This is a genomic window from Streptomyces sp. NPDC002958, from assembly GCF_055563255.1.
Genome location: NZ_JBVHDS010000003.1, coordinates 150,771 through 167,779, shown reverse-complemented (window position 1 = coordinate 167,779; position 17,009 = coordinate 150,771). Strand labels below are relative to the sequence as shown.

Annotated in this window: 16 protein-coding genes; 9 read left to right on the top strand and 7 right to left on the bottom strand. The window is 70.5% G+C overall.

From position 1 onward, the window contains the following. Nucleotides 1-37: 37 nt before the first annotated feature. Nucleotides 38-1,360: an MFS transporter gene (locus tag ACZ3IC_RS07125; RefSeq protein ID WP_467413434.1), complete on the top strand. Its 1,323-nt coding sequence runs from the start codon at nt 38-40 to the stop codon at nt 1,358-1,360. A 44-nt stretch (nt 1,361-1,404) separates the two neighbouring features. On the opposite strand, the gene ACZ3IC_RS07120 is transcribed toward ACZ3IC_RS07125, so the two are convergent. Beyond that, nucleotides 1,405-1,635 carry a hypothetical protein gene (locus ACZ3IC_RS07120; protein ID WP_467414020.1) on the bottom strand — a complete coding sequence of 77 codons (231 nt, stop codon included), beginning with the start codon at nt 1,633-1,635 and terminating at the stop codon, nt 1,405-1,407. A 58-nt stretch (nt 1,636-1,693) separates the two neighbouring features. On the opposite strand from ACZ3IC_RS07120, the gene map reads away from it, so the two are divergent. Beyond that, nucleotides 1,694-2,551 (top strand): type I methionyl aminopeptidase, encoded by an 858-nt coding sequence (map, locus tag ACZ3IC_RS07115; RefSeq protein WP_467413432.1) that lies wholly within the window; start codon nt 1,694-1,696, stop codon nt 2,549-2,551. A gap of 237 nt (nt 2,552-2,788) precedes the next feature. After that, on the top strand, nt 2,789-3,454 hold the full coding sequence (locus ACZ3IC_RS07110; RefSeq protein ID WP_467413431.1) for a biliverdin-producing heme oxygenase: 666 nt from the start codon (nt 2,789-2,791) through the stop codon (nt 3,452-3,454). A 78-nt stretch (nt 3,455-3,532) separates the two neighbouring features. On the opposite strand, the gene ACZ3IC_RS07105 is transcribed toward ACZ3IC_RS07110, so the two are convergent. From ACZ3IC_RS07105 to ACZ3IC_RS07095, 3 genes are all read right to left on the bottom strand, one after another. After that, nucleotides 3,533-4,225 carry a PhzF family phenazine biosynthesis protein gene (locus ACZ3IC_RS07105; RefSeq protein ID WP_467413430.1) on the bottom strand — a complete coding sequence of 231 codons (693 nt, stop codon included), beginning with the start codon at nt 4,223-4,225 and terminating at the stop codon, nt 3,533-3,535. Between the two features lie 81 nt (nt 4,226-4,306). Further along, entirely contained in the window at nt 4,307-5,845 is a 1,539-nt protein-coding gene (locus tag ACZ3IC_RS07100; protein WP_467413427.1) for an HtaA domain-containing protein, read from the bottom strand. A 42-nt stretch (nt 5,846-5,887) separates the two neighbouring features. After that, nucleotides 5,888-7,291, bottom strand: coding sequence for an HtaA domain-containing protein (locus ACZ3IC_RS07095; protein WP_467413426.1), 1,404 nt, complete (start codon nt 7,289-7,291; stop codon nt 5,888-5,890). A 135-nt stretch (nt 7,292-7,426) separates the two neighbouring features. Between ACZ3IC_RS07095 and ACZ3IC_RS07090 the strand changes: the two genes are divergently transcribed. The 4 genes from ACZ3IC_RS07090 to ACZ3IC_RS07075 all read left to right on the top strand — a co-directional run bounded on the left by ACZ3IC_RS07090 (nt 7,427) and on the right by ACZ3IC_RS07075 (nt 11,733). After that, nucleotides 7,427-8,515 carry a heme/hemin ABC transporter substrate-binding protein gene (locus ACZ3IC_RS07090; RefSeq protein WP_467413424.1) on the top strand — a complete coding sequence of 363 codons (1,089 nt, stop codon included), beginning with the start codon at nt 7,427-7,429 and terminating at the stop codon, nt 8,513-8,515. Next, nucleotides 8,512-9,624, top strand: coding sequence for a FecCD family ABC transporter permease (locus ACZ3IC_RS07085; RefSeq protein ID WP_467413422.1), 1,113 nt, complete (start codon nt 8,512-8,514; stop codon nt 9,622-9,624). Before ACZ3IC_RS07090 ends, ACZ3IC_RS07085 begins: the two co-directional genes overlap by 4 nt. Then, the gene (locus ACZ3IC_RS07080; RefSeq protein ID WP_467413420.1) at nt 9,621-10,460 is read left to right on the top strand and encodes a heme ABC transporter ATP-binding protein; all 840 of its coding nucleotides are present in this window, start codon (nt 9,621-9,623) and stop codon (nt 10,458-10,460) included. Before ACZ3IC_RS07085 ends, ACZ3IC_RS07080 begins: the two co-directional genes overlap by 4 nt. 280 nt (nt 10,461-10,740) lie before the next feature. After that, nucleotides 10,741-11,733, top strand: coding sequence for an SCO2278 family lipoprotein (locus ACZ3IC_RS07075; protein WP_467413418.1), 993 nt, complete (start codon nt 10,741-10,743; stop codon nt 11,731-11,733). 82 nt (nt 11,734-11,815) lie between these two features. On the opposite strand, the gene ACZ3IC_RS07070 is transcribed toward ACZ3IC_RS07075, so the two are convergent. Both ACZ3IC_RS07070 and ACZ3IC_RS07065 read right to left on the bottom strand, forming a co-directional pair. Then, nucleotides 11,816-12,562 (bottom strand): bifunctional DNA primase/polymerase, encoded by a 747-nt coding sequence (locus ACZ3IC_RS07070; RefSeq protein WP_467413416.1) that lies wholly within the window; start codon nt 12,560-12,562, stop codon nt 11,816-11,818. Between the two features lie 143 nt (nt 12,563-12,705). Then, nucleotides 12,706-13,323 carry a TetR/AcrR family transcriptional regulator gene (locus tag ACZ3IC_RS07065; RefSeq protein WP_467413413.1) on the bottom strand — a complete coding sequence of 206 codons (618 nt, stop codon included), beginning with the start codon at nt 13,321-13,323 and terminating at the stop codon, nt 12,706-12,708. Between the two features lie 168 nt (nt 13,324-13,491). Here ACZ3IC_RS07065 and ddaH point away from each other — a divergent pair, with 168 nt between their 5' ends. After that, nucleotides 13,492-14,361, top strand: coding sequence for a dimethylargininase (gene ddaH / locus ACZ3IC_RS07060; protein WP_467413412.1), 870 nt, complete (start codon nt 13,492-13,494; stop codon nt 14,359-14,361). 81 nt (nt 14,362-14,442) lie between these two features. On the opposite strand, the gene ACZ3IC_RS07055 is transcribed toward ddaH, so the two are convergent. After that, entirely contained in the window at nt 14,443-15,453 is a 1,011-nt protein-coding gene (locus tag ACZ3IC_RS07055; RefSeq protein ID WP_467413411.1) for a small ribosomal subunit Rsm22 family protein, read from the bottom strand. A 141-nt stretch (nt 15,454-15,594) separates the two neighbouring features. Here ACZ3IC_RS07055 and ACZ3IC_RS07050 point away from each other — a divergent pair, with 141 nt between their 5' ends. Beyond that, nucleotides 15,595-16,902 (top strand): hypothetical protein, encoded by a 1,308-nt coding sequence (locus tag ACZ3IC_RS07050; RefSeq protein WP_467413410.1) that lies wholly within the window; start codon nt 15,595-15,597, stop codon nt 16,900-16,902. Nucleotides 16,903-17,009 lie beyond the last annotated feature (107 nt).

Sequence of the window (17,009 nt, the reverse complement as noted above, 5' to 3'; positions counted from 1 at the left end):
TGCAGAGGGCACCTAAGGCATCGGATCATCACCCTTTGTGACCTCAGCTCCCACCCCGGCTGCCCGGCTGTTCGCTCTGCTGCCCGATCTCTCGCCCCTGCGCTCCTCGACCGACTTCCGGCTGCTGTGGATCCAGGGACTGGTGACCTACTTCGGCAGCTTCATGGCGCTGATCGCGCTGCCGCTCCAGATCAAGGAGCTGACGGGTTCGCCGCTGGCCGTCGGTGCGATGGGTGCGGTCGAGCTGGTGCCGCTGGTCGTCTTCGGTCTGTACGGCGGGGCGCTCGCGGACTCCGCGGACCGTCGCAAGGTGATCCTGGGCACCGAGGCGGGGCTGGGGCTGCTCGCCCTCGTGCTCCTGATCAATGCCGCGCTGCCCGACCCGGCGCTCTGGCCGCTGTATCTGGTCGCGGGCGGGGTCTCCGCGCTCTCCGGGCTCCAGCGGCCCGCACTGGACTCCCTGATGGCCCGGATCGTGCCGCACGACCAGCTGACCGCGGCCGCCGCGCTGAACTCGCTGCGCTGGCAGTTCGGCGCGATCACCGGTCCGGCGGTGGCCGGACTGGTGGTGGCCTACGCCGGGCACGCCACGGCGTACACGGTCACGGCGGCCACCTTCACCGTCTCCGTACTTCTCTGCCTACGGCTGGCACCCGCGCCGCCCGCCCGGGACAGCGGAAAGCCTTCGCTGCGCGGCATCGCCGAGGGGGCGAGGTATGCCTGGAGCCGGCCGGTGCTGCTGGGCACGTACGCGGTCGACCTGGCGGCAATGTTCTTCGCCTTCCCGAACACGATCTTCCCATTCCTCGCGGACGAGCTGGACGCCGAGTGGTCGCTGGGCCTGATGTACGCCGCGGGGTCGGTCGGCTCCCTGGTCCTGGGTCTGACCAGCGGCTGGACATCACGGGTACGGCGGCACGGGCTGTTCGTGGTGTTCGGGGCGGCGGCCTGGGGGCTGGCGATCGCGGCGGCCGGGTGGTTCAGCAATCTGTGGCTGGTGCTGGTCTGCCTGGCGGTGGCGGGCGCGGGCGACATGCTCAGCGGTCTGGGCCGCTCCACGATCTGGAACCAGACCATCCCGGAGGAACTGCGGGGCCGGCTGGCGGGCATCGAGGTGCTCTCGTACAGCGTCGGCCCGCAGCTGGGACAGGTGCGGGCCGGTGCGATGGCGGGCTGGACGGGGACCCGCTCCGCGATCTGGAGCGGGGGTGTGGCGTGCGTGGCCTCGGTCGCGCTGCTCACAGCAGCGCTGCCGAAGCTGCTGACGTACGACTCCGAGACGGACGAGGACGCGGTACGCAGACGCGCGCAGCGCACAGCGGAGAACGCCGCAGAATCCAGCAGCCCCTCCGGCGTTTGAGGAGCGGGGGTCCGGGGGCGCAGCCCCCGGTCAGCACCCCCGGTTCACGCCTCCGGGTCTGCGGGCGTGCCCCGGTCGTGCCACTTGGGATCCGTCTCCCACTCGAGGTTCCGCTCCTGCGCCGTCTCCATCGCATGCTGCGCCTCCTCGCGGGAGGTGTACGGCCCGAAACGGTCCTTGGCCGGGCACTCGGGGCCCTCCTCGACCTTCCGATGCAGCAGGCAGTAGTACCACTCGCCCGGCTTGCCGACCGTGCGCTTCTTGAACAGGGCCATCATGGGCTCCTTCCCTCGGGGCCATGCTGCCCCAAGCACGCTGGTTAGACTCGCTGACATGTCTGGCCAGTCGTTGCTCGCACCCGGGGAGATCACTCCCATCCGTTCCGTGCCCGGAAACATCCGGCGCCCCGAATATGTGGGCAAGCCGGCCCCCACCCCGTACGCCGGTCCGGAGATCCAGGACGCCGACACCATCGAGCGCATGCGCATCGCGGGGCGGATCGCCGCGCAGGCGATGGCGGAGGCCGCGAAGCATATCGCCCCGGGCGTGACGACGGATGAACTCGACCGGGTCGCCCATGAGTTCATGTGCGATCACGGCGCCTACCCGTCGACGCTCGGTTACCGCGGTTTCCCCAAGTCGCTCTGCTCCTCGCTCAACGAGGTGATCTGTCACGGCATCCCGGACTCCACGGTGCTGCGCGACGGCGACATCGTGAATCTCGATGTCACGGCGTACATCAACGGTGTGCACGGCGACAACAACGCCACGTACCTCTGCGGCGACGTGGACGAGGAGTCCCGGCTGCTCGTGGAGCGCACCGAGGAGTCGCTGAACCGGGCCATCAAGGCGGTCCGGCCGGGGCGGCAGGTCAATGTGATCGGGCGGGTCATCGAGTCGTACGCGAAGCGCTTCGGGTACGGGGTGGTGCGGGACTTCACCGGCCACGGGATCAATTCCTCGTTCCACTCCGGTCTGATCATTCCGCACTACGACAGCCCGCACGCGACCACCGTGATGCAGCCCGGTATGACGTTCACCATCGAGCCGATGCTGACGCTGGGCACCCATGACTACGACATGTGGGACGACGGCTGGACCGTGGTGACGAAGGACCGCAAGCGCACCGCGCAGTTCGAGCACACCCTGGTGGTGACGGAGACGGGCGCCGAGATCCTGACGCTCCCGTGACCACGCAGACAGTTCCCTCCTGAAGCGGCCGCCCCCGGGCGGCCGCTTTCGCATACCCGCGCACAGAAGCGGAACCGGGCGTACCGTTTTTTACCGACAGACCGTCGGGAAGCTGTTGACTTAGGCAAGCCTAAGTAAGAAGATCGGAGATGTCGACAGCCGCTGCCGTACGCAGTCGCTGCCGACACTTCTGTCCCTTTTCGGCATTCCAACCCCCTCGGTCCCCGGAGGCCCGCCTTGGACGCAACCGCCGCCGCCACACCCTTCTCGACGCTCATCCGCACCGCGTCGCACGAGCAGCACACCGAGGCGGAGACCTCGACCTTCATGAGCGACCTGCTGGGCGGGCGTCTCGGAGTGGACGCGTACGCGCGCTACACCGAACAGCTGTGGTTCGTGTACCAGGCGCTGGAGGAGGGGGCCCAGGCGCTGCGGAACGATCCGGTCGCCGGTCCGTTCATACAGCCCGCGCTGATGCGCACCGCGGAGCTGGAGCGCGATCTGGCCCACCTGCGCGGTGCGGACTGGCGCGAGGGGCTGGAGCCACTGCCCGCCACGGCCGCGTACGCCGCCCGGGTCACCGAGTGTGCCCGCACCTGGCCCGCCGGATATGTGGCGCACCACTACACCCGCTATCTCGGTGACCTCTCGGGCGGCCAGATCATCCGCGACAAGGCGGAGAAGACCTGGGGCTTCGCGCGCAAGGGAGACGGGGTCCGGTTCTATGTCTTCGAGGAGATCTCCAACCCCGCCTCGTTCAAGCGGGGCTACCGCACATTGCTGGACGCGGTAAACGCGGACGACCTGGAGAAGCAGCGCATCGTCGCCGAGTGCAAGCGCGCGTTCGCGCTGAACACGGCGGTGTTCCGGGAGCTGGGCGAAATGTTCCCGCTCAGCGCTTAGATCCTGTCCAGTGGCGGTGCGGGAGGCGGGGTCGACCGGGGTCAGTCGGTCGGCCCGGTCCGCCGTGCCGCTCTGTCCTCAATCGCCGGACGAGCTTGATCGAAACGCCAACATGACGCGGCCCCCGATCTCCACCGTGCCGTCCGGCGCGGGAGCTGTGAGGATCTGGGAGCCGCGCCCTTGTGCGATGTTGAGGGCGCGGCCGAGCCGGGCGCTGAGCAGCAGTGCCGCCGCGCCCGTCGCCTCGTCCTCCACGATGCCGTCGTCGCGCCGCGGGAACGCCCGCGCCCTGACCCGGCCCGCCGCCTCGTCCTCCCAGGCCCATACGTACAGCCAGCCCTCACCCGGCGGCGGCCCGGTCAGCGCCTCGACCTCGGCAACGGACGCGTACCGCTCCAGCGTGCGCGGCGGCACCCACTCGGGGCGGGCGGTGATCCAGGTGAACTCCCCGTCCTGACGGGCGAGGATCTCCCCGACCGGCAGCTCCAGGATTTCCAGATCGAGCAGCCAGGCGGTGCCGACGAGCGGATGCCCGGCGAAGGGAAGGCGAAGTCCCGGGGTGTAGATGTCGACGTGCCCCCGCTCGGGGTCGTCGACGAACACGGTCTCGCTGAAGCCGAGTCGGCCGGCCAGTGCCTGCCGGGATGCCTCGTCGGGGTAGGTACGCCCGTCGCGTACGACCCCGAGGGCGTTGCCGTGCCGGCCGTCGGGGCCGCAGAACACCCGCAGGACGTCGATGCCCGCGGGTACGTCGAATTCGCTGTCGCTCACGTGGGCATTCAAGCACCGCCGGGGTGACGGCCGTGCAGCTGGGCCGTCACCGGGGCGGTGTTGTCGGGTGGTGCGGCCGGATCAGGCGGCACGGCGCCGACGGGCGGCGATCACGACTCCGGCACCGGCCGCCACGACGACACCCGAGGCGGCGAACAGGGCGCCGGCCGGGACGTCGGAGCCGGTGGCGGCAAGGGAACCCGAACCGCCGACCGAGCCGCCGCCCACGCTGCCGCCACCGGCGGTCGTGGAGCCTCCCGCCGAGCCGGTGGAGCCTGTGGTGCCCGTGTCACCGGGAAGTGCGGCGTCCTTGTCGAAGGCGACCGCGACGGTCAGTGCGTCGAGATCCTCGCCCGCCTGGTACATGCCGCCGAAGGCCTTGGTGCCGTCGGCGGTGAGGGTCGCCGGGACGGCCGAGAGGGTCACCACACCGTCCTTGGCTGCCAGTTCGCCCTTTGGCAGCTTCAGGTCGGCGACGGCCAGACCGGTGTAGGTGTTGACCTTCTTGGTCTCGCGGTCCTTGGTGGAGACGTCCGCGATCAGCGTGCCCTTCGTCCCGTTCACCTGGATTTCCATGCCGGTGAGGGAGAGGTCGAGGGTGTACGCGCCGTTCTCCTCGTGGCCCAGGAACCGGAGCTTGCCGTCGAAGCCGGCGTCGAGGGTCTGCTTGTCGGCGTCGAAGTGGCCGGTGGCGTGGGGGAATCGGTAGCCGTCGCCGGCTGCGGTGGCACCGGCCGTCGTCTCGACCTTGCCGTGGGCGATCGGGCCCGTGACGTACGTACGGAAGGACTTCTTGACGCCCCAGTCCAGGGTTCCGTCGACGATCGCGCCCGGGGCGGCGGCCGGCTTGTCGGTGGCCGGGGCGGAGAGGGATGGGGATGCGGTCGAAGTGGGCTTCTGCGTGGGCTTGGTGGTCGGCTTCTCGGTCGGCTTCGTGGTGGGCTTGCCGGTCGGTTCGGTGGTGGGCTCCTCGGTCGGGGCCGCGACCGCCTTCACCGAGAGCGTGGCCGGGTCGAGCGCGTCCCCTTCCTTGTACTGGCCGTTGAACGCCTCGGAGCCCGCCTTCGTCAGCGTCGCCGGGATGTCCTTGAAGACCATCGCACCGCCCGCGCCCTGGCCCGGCTTCACGGCCGACAGGTCGAGAGCCGCGAACGCCACGTCGTTCCGGGTGCCTTGCGGGGTCGCGACGTCGACGGTGATCGCGCCGCCGGTACCGGTCGTGGCGAGCTTCACGTCCGAGAGCGTGATGTCGAGGACGCCGCCGTGGGCGTAGAAGTTGACGCCGCCCTCGAAGGCGGTGTCGGTGCCGTGTGTGGCCGTGTCGTAGGTGCCCTTGCCGTTGACGAAGGTGAACACTCCGTTGTCGGGTGCCTGGGTGGCGCCGTCCTTGACGGTGATCTTCCCGCCGGAGAACGACGAGGCGAGGTACTCGCGGAAGGACTCCTTGACGCCCCATTCCAGCGTGCCGTCCGTCAGCTCCAGCTTCGGCGCCGCGGCTGCTGTCCCGTCGGGGGCGGTGCTGTCGGCGGCGAGCGCCGGGAGGGCGAACGCGGTCACGCCGAGGGCGGCTGCCGTGGTGACGGCGGCGGCGAGAGTTATGGGACGGCGGATGGCTGCCATGGTCGTTGGTCTCCTCAGGAAATGAAACGGGGGGCGGGGGGGCTAGTTGCTGTTCTGCCGGGTACTGCGGCGGCGGGCGAGATACAGCGCGCCTGCCGCGGCGGCGAGCACGCCGGCGCCGCCGATGCCGAGATACAGGCCGGTGCGGAAACCGGGACCGGAGTCGGACACCGATGCCGCGGTGGTGGTCTTCTCCGCGGGCGGGCCGGACGGTTCGGACGAGGGGTCGGGGGTGCTGCCCAGGTCGGGCAGGGCGGGCAGTTCGGCCTCGGTGTCGACGGCGACGGCCAGCGAGACCGGGTCCATCGCGGTGCCCGGCCGGTAGAGGGAGCCGAACGCCTCGGCGCCGTCGGCGGTGAGGGTCGTGGGTGCTTCGTCGAGGACGGCGAGACCGTCCTTCGGCGTGAAGTCCTTCGCGGTGAAGGTGACGAGCGGGACGGCCTTCTGCCGGTCGCCGTCGCTCAGGACGTCGGCCGAGAGGGTGCCTTTGCCCTCTTTCACCCGGACCGCGACGGCGGAGAGTTTCAGATCGAGCCCGTCGGCGCCCGTGAAGCGGACACTGCCCGCGAAGTCGGCGTCCAGGGTCTGCTTCTTCGGGTCGTACGTGCCCTTGCCGCGCGGGAAGCGGAAGAGCGCCCCGCCGTCCTGGGCACCGTCGGCGAGGGTCCACTTCCCCTTGCCGATGGGACCCGTGACGTACTCGCGGAAGGTCCGGCGCACGCCCCAGTCGACGGAGGCGTCCTCGAAGCGGCCCGCGGCCCGCTCGGTCTTCGGCTCCGCGGGCTTCTCGGGGGACTTGGACACGGCCGGCTTCCCGGCCGGGGCGGAGGTGTCCACGGAGAGGCTGATCGGGTCGAGCGGTGTGCCGGCGGTGTAGTAGCCGGCAAATGCCTTCGCGCCCTGTGAAGTCAGCGTCGCCGGAATGTTGTTGAGGGCGATGGGGGTGGAACCGCCCTTCATGTCGATCCCGGACAGGGAGAGCGTCGCGAGCGGCACCTGGGCGGCCGAGGTGACGCGGCCGCTCCCCCGTTCCTTGCTGACCACGTCGGCGTGGACGGTGCCGCTGCCACTTGTGATGCGGACGGTGGGGCGGCTGATGGCGAGGTCCAGTTCGTAGCCGATGTCGGACTTCTTGTGGCCGATGAAGCGGACCCCGCCCGAGAAGCCCGCGCTGAAGGCGCCGGTCGCCGGGTCGTAGGAACCGGTGGCGGAGTGGAAGCGGAACTGGCTGCCGCCGACCGTGGCGGCGCCGCCCGTCAGGCTCCAACTGCCGTTCGCGATGGGGCCGGTGACATAGCTCTGGAAGGAGGACTTGATGCCCCAGTCCAGTCTGCCGCCCTGCACCGTGCGGCTCGCCGCTTGCGCGGTGGTGGCCGGGAGCAGGGCTCCCAGCAGCACCGCGAGAAGCGCGACAGCGAGCGCGCGGGCAGGTCTGGACGGCAACATGGGGACCCCTCCGAGGTCCAGAAAGCCAGGTAAGGCTAACCTAAGCTATGCACATCCTGTGGTGATACCCCCACCACCACATTGCTCGCAGCCCCTTACCAACTGCTCACCGCAGACCGACAGGACGGTGCCCCAGTGCGCTTCTCGCAGGACTTCGCCCCACCGGGCCAGGGCCCCAGGCGGCCAGGGCGCGGACCGGTCAGGACCCGTGGACCGCTGGGCGTCCTGACGACCGCCGTCGCCCTGGCCCTCGTCCTGACGGGCTGCGGCGGCGGTACCGGTGCGGGAACAGGGTCCCCCGCCGCCAGTTCCAAGACCGCCGCGGCCGACCGGGTCGAGCCCCTGACCACCGTGCCGGAGCCGCAACTGCCGGTCACGGTGAGGTCGGCGGACGGCGCCGAGGTCACCGTCGCCTCTACCGACCGCATCGTTCCGCTGACCGGCAGCCTGAGTGAGATCGTCTTCACGCTCGGCCTCGGCGAGCACGTGGTGGCCCGTGACATCACCGCCACCTTCGAACAGGCGGCGAAACTCCCGGTGGTGACCCGCGCCCATGACGTCTCGGCGGAGAGCGTGCTGTCGTTGAAGCCGACCGTCGTCCTCGCGGACACCACGACCGGTCCCGCGGAAGCCATCGACCAGATCCGCGATGCCGGCATTCCGCTCCTCGTCGTCGAACCGGCCAAGGAGCTCGCCGACGTCGGCCGCCGGATCGGCACCGTGGCCGAGGCCCTCGGCGTACCGGACTCGGGCGCCGAACTCGATGCGCGCACCCGGTCCCGTATCCAAGCCGTACAGAAGTCCGTGCCCGCCCCGGCGGACGGGCAGAAGAAGCCGCGGGTCGCCTTCCTCTATCTGCGCGGCTCGGCCTCCGTATATCTGTTGGGCGGCCAGGAATCCGGTGCGAGTTCGCTCCTCGAAGCGGCAGGAGCCGTGGACGCGGGCAAGGCGTCCGGGCTGAAGAAGGACTTCACCCCCATCACCAGCGAGGCCCTCGCCGAGGCCGCCCCCGACGCCATCCTGGTGATGAGCAAGGGGCTCGCCTCGGTGGGCGGCGTCGACGGTCTGCTGAAGATCCCGGGCGTCGCCGAGACCCCGGCCGGAATGGACCGGCGGATCATCTCCATCGACGACGGCGTGCTGCTGAACTACGGGCCGCGCACGGACCAGGTGCTGAGCGAACTGATCGCGCAGCTCTACCCGAGGGAAGGAACGAACGCGTGACCACCTCGTACGAGGAACGCACGCGGCCGGGCACCGCGAAGACGCCGCCCGAGCAGAGGGATCCGGCGACCGCGAAGACCCGGCGCTCCGCCACGTTCGTCCTGACCGCGGGGCTGCTCGCCGCTCTCGTGGTGTGCTGTCTGCTCTCCGCCGGACTCGGCGCGTACAGCATCCCGCTCGGCGATGTCCTCGCCTCCGTCCAGCACCGGCTCGGTCTCGGCGGAGCCGCGCTGGACCGGGTCGGTGAGAGCGTGCTGTGGAACGTACGGCTGCCGAGGGTCGTCCTCGCCCTGCTCGTCGGGGCGTCGCTGGGCTGCGCGGGCGCCCTGATGCAGGGTGTGTTCGGCAACCCGCTCGCCGAGCCCGGGGTGATCGGGATCTCCTCCGGTGCGGCGGTCGGCGCGGTCGTCTCGATCGCGCTCGGGCTGAACTTCCTCGGCAACTGGACCACCACCGTCTGCGCGTTCGTCGCCGGTCTCGCGACCGTGCTGCTGGTGTACGCGCTGTCGCGGTCGGGCGGCCGGACCGAGGTCGTGACGCTGATCCTCACGGGGATCGCGGTCAACGCCTTCGCGGGTGCGCTGATCGGGCTGTCCATCTTCTTCGCCGACAACGCGCAGATCTCGCAGATCACCTTCTGGCAGCTGGGCTCGCTGGCCCAGGCGACCTGGCCCAAGGTCTTCGCCGTACTGCCGTGTGCGGTGCTCGGGCTGCTCGTAGCACCGTTCTACGCCCGGAAACTGGACCTCCTCGCGCTGGGCGAGCGGCCCGCCCGGCATCTGGGGGTCGATGTCGAGCGGCTGCGGATCGTGCTCGTCCTGATCGTGGCGCTGCTGACCGCCGCCGCGGTGGCGGTCGCCGGGATCATCTCGTTCATCGGACTGCTGGTTCCGCATCTGCTGCGCATGGCGAACGGTCCCGGGCATCGCTTCCTCATCCCCGGCAGTGCCCTCGGGGGCGCCCTGGTGCTGGTGGTGGGCGATCTCGCGGCCCGTACCGTCGCCGCTCCCGCCGAGCTGCCGCTCGGTGTGCTGACCGCGCTGTTCGGCAGCCCGTTCTTCTTCTGGCTGCTGCGCAGGACCCTTCGCAATCAAGGTGGTTGGGCATGAGGGCCTTGACGAACCCGTTCCGGGTACGGGGCCGGCGGCTGCCCTCCCCCGTCACCCCCGGCTCCCCCGTCGCCGAGGCGCGCGGGCTGCGGGTGCGGCTGGGGCAGCGGCCGGTGCTCGACTCCATCGAGCTGACCGCGCACGCGGGCGAGGTGCTGGCGCTCGTCGGCCCCAACGGGGCCGGGAAGTCGACGCTGCTGGCGGCGCTGGCCGCCGATCTGCCCGCCGAGAGCGGTGAGATACGGATCGACGGGCGCCCGGTCACCGACTGGTCGGCACCCGAACTGGCCCTGCGACGGGCCGTGCTGCCGCAGTCCGCCGCGCTGTCGTTCCCGTTCCCGGTGGAGGACGTCGTACGGATGGGGCGGGCGCCATGGGCCGGGACGGAGCGGGCGGACGAGGACGACCCGGCGGTCGCCGCGGCGATGGCGGCCACCGAGGTCACCGAGTTCGCCGGACGCCCCTTCTCCGCGCTGTCCGGAGGCGAGCGGGCCCGGGTCGCGCTGGCCAGGGTGCTGGCGCAGCGCGCCCCGCTGCTGCTGCTCGACGAGCCGACCGCCGCGCTCGATCTGCGCCACCAGGAACTGGTGCTGCGGATCTGCCGGGAGCGGGCCGCCGCCGGGGACGCGGTCGTCGTCGTGCTGCACGATCTGGGGCTGGCCGCGGCCCACGCGGACCGGGCCGCAGTGCTGTATGACGGACGGATCGCGGTGGCGGGCCCGCCCGCCGAGGTGTTCACGGGTGAGCTGCTCGGCGAGGTCTACCGGCAGCCGGTCGAGGTGTTCCCGCATCCGCGGACCGGGGCGCCCCTGGTCGTACCGACACGAGGGGCTTGACCGCTGCTTGACCCTTGCATGGGCTGCCCAAGAGCCGCCTGTGACCGCCTTGTTCCGCATCGCGCGCATGAGAGCCGAATCACCGGGCGCTGCTCGGCTGGGGCGGCACCGGGCCGGCTCTCGGCGCGGCAGGGCACGTTCAACTTCCAGTCGGACCCGACCGTTCTCCAGGTCACGGTGTGGGCGCTGTATCTGATCCCCGCTCTCGCGCTGTTCCTCGCCCCGGTAGGGTTCGGACGGTCAGTGGGGGCGACGGATCAGAAGGCGCAGAAAGCAACGGATGAGAAGCCTGAGGCCGATTCGGCTGGCGACGGGGCTCGCGACGGCGACGGTGCTGTCCATGACGGCGAGCGGGTGCGTGACGGTGCACGGCGAGCTGGAAGTGGTGCCGACGGCAACCAAGTCTGAGGCCGCACAGGCCCTGAAGGACTTCACCACCGCGTACAACGCGGCTGACAAGGCCTACGACCCGGCTCTGGACGCGGAACGGGTCACGGGCTCGCTCGGCGCGATCAACCAGGCCGGGCTGAAGGCACGGCAGAAGAACTATCCGAACGGCAACGCGAACCACACGCCGTTGGAGCTGACCGACGCCACCTATGTCATCCCGAAGAAGGCCGGCTGGCCACGGTGGTTCCTCGCGGACACCGACTCCAACCGTGACCAGGACAGCGGGAAGCTGGACACCCGCTGGCTGCTCGTCTTCGTCAAGTCCGGGCCCGACGCCGAGTGGAAGACCTCCTATCTGTCGGTCGTCGCACCGTCGCAGCTGCCCGGCTTCGCCAAGGACGACGACGGCTGGGCCGTGCCTGTGGCCGCGGACAGCACCGAACTGACCGTGGCACCGGAGGAGTTGGGCACCCAGTACACGGAGTACCTGCAGAAGGGCACCCCGGACGTCTTCGCCCCCAGCACCGCCACTTCGGGCTGGCGCGAGGAGCGCCGCACCACCCGGCGGGCGGGCTTCTCGTACCAGTACATCGATCGGCCGTTGGACAGCGGTACGTTCGCCCCGCTCGGTCTGGCGACGGACGACGGCGGGGCGCTGGTCTTCTTCAGCAGCAAGCACTTCGAACGGCAGACCGCGGCGAAGGGGCTGCGTCCGCCCCTCAACGCGGATGTGGAGGCGCTGCTGACCGGTGAGGTGAAGTCCACCCTCACCAAGGAGCGGGTATCCAGCCAGCTGGTGTACGTCCCGAAGAAGGGCGCGGGGGACAGCAAGGTCATCATGCTGAACCGGCTGCCGGGCCTGACGTCGGCGAAGGGGTCGTGACAGGGGCGGAAACGAGCCCGTCCGCCGAATGAGGACAGGACGGCCACCGGACGGCCCCGGTCACGCCCTGGTGGCTCGGCGGCTAGTGGCTCGGCGGCCACGCCACCGAGTCGTGGTCGAGATCGCTCCGGTCCGCCGCGTCCGCGTACCGCGCGCACGCATCGGTGAGCGTCTCCAGCAGCGTCAGCGGATCGGGCAGCGGATTCTCCGGCCCCCGCACCCAGCTCACATCCAGCTCACCGGGAAGCCTGGCCGGCGGCAGGAGTACGTAGCTGCCGCGGCAGTGCCACCGCAGCCCCGGATGCTCGTCCATGGTCTCGGGGTGGCAGTCCAGCTCGCACGGCCACCACTCGTCCTCGTCCTCGGGCGTACCGCGGGTGGCGGTGAAGAAGAGCATCCGGTCGTCGCCGGACCGGGCGACGGGGCCGACATCGATGCCCGCGGCGAGGAGCCGCTCCAGCGCCTGGCTGCCCGCGGACAGCGGCACGTCGAGGACGTCGTGGATCATGCCGGTCGCGGTGATGAAGTTGGCCTGCGGCTGGCTGCGGGCCCAGCGTTCGATCTGGGCGCGGTCGGTGGTGGACTGCGTCTGCCAGGCGAAGGAGATGGGGTGTTGGGCGGGAGTGGGACAGCCGATGCGTTCGCACGAACATCGGTAGCCGGCCGGATGCGCGGCGGGCGCGATCGGCATTCCGGCCTCCGCGACAGCGAGGAGCAGCGCCTCCCGGGCGGTGTCGTCGACGTCGCTCTGCTGCGGTTTGGGTCGGCGGCGAAGCCATTGGGAAAATTTGCTCTCTGAGCCGCGATAACGGCCGAAATCGGCGCCCATCTATCCCCTTACCTCAGTGTTGCCCCTACCCATGGTCCCACCATCCTGCGCCTCGGGTGGCCGGAGTCCCGAAGCGGGGTACGGGCGGCAACGTTATGAGCTGGGCACTATGCCACTTCTTGCCATGAAATGACGGGTGCGTCTCAGGGGTGAGTCAGCCCGCGCAGGGTGTAGTCGACGATCGTGTCCGCGTACGCGTGGGTGAGCGGCAGGGTGCGCAGCAGCCAGCGGTGGGTGAGCGGCCCCACGAGGAGCTCCAGGGCGATCCGCGGGTCGATGTCGGCGCGTACCTGGCCCGCCTCCTGGGCGGCGCGCAGCCGTGCGACGTACAGCTGGAGCGACGGATCGAGCAGCTTCCGGACGAATGCGGCGCCGAGCTCCGGGTCGACGATCCCGGCGGCGGCCAGCGCCCGGGTGGGCACCTCGAAGGCGGGGTCGGTCAGCTCGTCGACGGTTCCCCGCAGAACGGTTCTGAGGTCGGCCGCGAGATCACCGGTGTCCGGAATTCCTTGTGCGCCACCGGCGCCGCTCTCCTCGGCGGCCCGCTCACCGCGAGCGACGAAGGCTTCCAGGAGGACGGCCGCCTTGGAGGGCCACCACCGGTAGATCGTCTGCTTCCCGACGCCGGCACGGGCGGCGATGGCCTCGATGGTGGTCCTGGAGTACCCCACCTCACCGACCAGCCCGAGCGCCGCTTCATGGATCGCGCGGCGCGAGCGCTCGCTGCGGCGACTGGAGTCGGGTGGCCGGTTCTCTACCATGCCGGTAAATCTAGCAGTGGTACGAGTCGATACGTGTCGTCTCATCACCGTACGAAACCACCCGATCGGATCACTGCGCGCGGGCCTCGGAAAGCGGACCATGGGCTCACGCACACACCCGTGCGATGCCCCCGGCAGGCGACCCCTGCTTTTCGTGAGGAGCCTTCATTGCCCACTCGTCACCCGGCCGCCAACTCTCACGGAGGCGCTCCGCGCCACACCTCTGGCCGTCGAGCCACACCCCGCCGTTACCTGATGTGCCCCCCGGCCCATTTCAGGGTGACGTACTCCATCAACCCCTGGATGGACCCCAGCAAGCCCGTGGATCTCCCCCTGGCCCAGACCCAGTGGGAGGACCTGCGCGACCGTTACCGCACTCTCGGGCACACCGTGGAGCTGCTCACCCCCCGCCCCGAGCTGCCCGACATGGTCTTCGCCGCCAACGGTGCCACCGTCATCGACGGCCGGGTGCTGGGCGCCCGGTTCGCGTACCAGGAGCGGTACGAGGAGGCCGGGGCCCATCGCGAGTGGTTCCGGGCCAACGGCTTCACCGAGATCCATGAACCGGCTCACGTCAACGAGGGCGAGGGCGACTTCGCGGTCACCGCGTCGTACATCCTGGCCGGGCGGGGCTTCCGGTCCAGCCCGCTCTCGCACGACGAGGCCCAGGAGTTCTTCGGACGCCCGGTGATCGGGCTCGATCTCGTCGACCCGCGCTACTACCACCTGGACACGGCCCTGTCCGTGCTCGACGACACGGGCGACGAGATCATGTACTACCCGGGCGCCTTCTCGCCGGGCAGCCGGTCGGTGCTGGCCCGGCTCTTCCCCGACGCGCTGATCGTCGGGGAGGCGGACGCGGCGGCGCTCGGTCTGAACGCGGTGAGTGACGGGTTCCATGTGCTGCTGCCGCAGGCCGCCACAGGGCTCTTGGATCCGTTGCGGGCGCGCGGCTTCGAGCCGGTGCCGATGGATCTGGGCGAGCTGCTGAAGGGCGGCGGCAGCGTGAAGTGCTGCACGCAGGAGCTGCGCGGCTAGGGCCTCCCGGCAGGCTTCGCCCCGTCGGCTGACCGTGCCGGTCACGGCACCAGTCGGGGCCGGCCGGCAGCCGCTTCGTCGTCAGTCCCCGGACGGACCCGGAACGTGGGGCGGCGGCCACTCGTCGCCCCATGCGATGTCCCGGGCGGCCCGGTACAGCTCGCCGTGCCGCTTGGTGACCGTGGAGCGCCGCAGGGCCTCGTCACGGGTGCACAGGTCCAGCAGCACCTGCCCCTTGCGGATCTGCGGCTTGCGGGTGACGCGCGCCCGGACGGGCTCCGTCTCGAAGCGGGTCGCCACGACGTAGCTGAACTTCTCGTCCTCGTACGGCAACGAGCCGCCCTTGCCCTGCCGGTGCAGCGAGGAACGGCTGACCCGGGCCGAGAAGTGGCACCAGTCGGTGCCCGGCTCGATGGGGCAGGCGTCGCGGTGCGGGCAGGGCGCGGCGATCTTCAGCCCGGCGGCGATCAGCCGGTCGCGGGCCTCGATGATCCGGGCGTAGCCGTCGGGGGTGCCCGGCTCGACGACCACGACCGCCTGTGCCGCGGCCGCCGCGGTGTCGACGAGGCCGGTGCGGACGTCCGCCGTCAGCTCCTTGAGGACGTAGGAGACGGTGATCAGGTCCGTGGAGTCGAGTTCGAGGCCCGCGCCGATCCGGGCCCGGCGCCACTCGGCGGTACGCAGGGCGGGGATGCCGGAGATCCCGGCCAGCTCGCGGCCGAGGGCGAGGGCGGGCTCGGCCCAGTCCAGGACGGTCGTCCGCGGTCCCTCCCAGGCCCCTGCCACGGCCCAGCTCGCCGCTCCGGTGCCGCCGCCGATGTCGGTGTGCGTGGCCGGCACCCAGTCCGGGGCTGCCTCCTGGAGCGCGGCGAGGGCGGCTCGTACCGCTTCGAAGGTCGCGGGCATCCGGTACGCGGCGTACGCGGCGACATCGGAACGGTCGCGGAGCACCGGGGCATCCGTGGGGGTGGTCCCCCGGTAATTGGCGATCAGCCGGTCGACGGCCTGGGCGGCCTGCTTGGGTGGCAGCCCGTCGAGGAGTCCGGCCAGCGCCGTGCGCAGGGCTTCCGCGGTGGGGAGGGTGGCGTTCACCGACGAATTGTAGGCGGAGGCGACCCACCCACTTCCGGCCCGGCGCCGGCCCCGAACAGCAAGACATACGAACTGCCGCGATACCTGCACCAGTTGCTACGCTGACCGGCGCGAGGTCGGGATCGCCCATCGAGGGAAACCATGAGACAGAAGATCGTGCGCCTGGTACTGGTCGGCGGAGCGCTCGTGCTTGCCATGCTTCTTCTGCTGGCCACATGCGGCAGCGGCGAGAAAAGTGCCGACAAGCCGAAGAAACAGACCAAGAAGAGCTCGACCCCGGTGACACAGCTCACCGTTCCCGCTGCGTACGCGACAGAGCACGGCTGGGAGCTCATCGGCACCTCGCCCGACTACGCGCTCTCCCGGACGACGGGCGGCCTCGCCTATCTCGTGCGGGTCTCGGACACCAAGTACCAGCTGCGGACCATCGACTCGGAGACCGGGCAGGCCGGCTGGCACGGGGAGAGCTGGCGGCCCCCGTCCCCGCAGCGCTTCCCGAGGCTCCTCCCGGTCACCGTGGACGACCACGAGTACTTCGTGACGTGGTCGTACGGAAAGGTCGGCGAGAACGCGCTGTCTCCCGCCGACACGATCGTCTCGCTGGATGTCTACGACGTGCAGGACGGCTCCCGGCGGCGCATCGAGGTGCCGTGGAACTCCGTACCGACGGTCTCCACCACCGGCCCCGGCATCGTCATCAGCGACGGCCGGACGAACAGCGCGGTGGTCGACCCGGTGACCGGCCGGGTGTCCGAAGTCACCGCCCCCGCGCTCAAGTACCCGAAGGGCTGCACGACCTGTAAGCAGCTCACCGAGGTGCGCGGGCTGACGGAGAAGGGCCTGCTGGTCAGCGGGGCCAAGGAGTTCTGGGTGCAGGGCGGCTGGTTCAGCCGCGACGTCGCCCCCAAGGGCACCGACAGGCTCAGCGGAATCCCGACATCGGTGATCCCGGGCCTGGTACTGGCGAAGTGGCAGCTCGCGAAAAAGGCAAAGCGGGCCACCACTCATGATCTGTGGACGGTGCACGACGTGGAGACGGGCAAGTCGCTGGCCTCGGTGGAGTGCAGCAAGCCCGCGATAAAGCCGGGCCAGTACCCGCAGCTCGTCGCCGCGCCCTCGGGCAACTTCCTGGTGGCCGGACCGCTCGCCTTCGACCTGTCGACGAAGCGGGGCTTCTGCTTCGAGGGAACGGACGGCACGAAGCCGCTGACGCTGGCGTCCGTGAACGACGAGGGCATCGCGTACGGCGCGGCGAACGCACGCAACGCGGCCGACGTACTGGCCGGTGGCGGCACCCCCGTCGCGGTCGCCGTCAGGAGCGGCTCGACGGGCGCACTGCCTTCGAACGTACGGGTTCCGGGTGCGGAGACATCGGACGGTGTCGGCCTGTTCCGCTGGACGGACGAGAAGGACCGCCCGCACCTGATCGGCTACCCGAGCGCGAATTAGCAGGGCTTTGTTACGCACCCCGGTTGATCGTTCCGAGGTCGAGGTGCGGCGCCGGGTCGCGCGGTGGGCTGTGGCCCCGGAGGCTTATCGATCGACGACACCGGCTT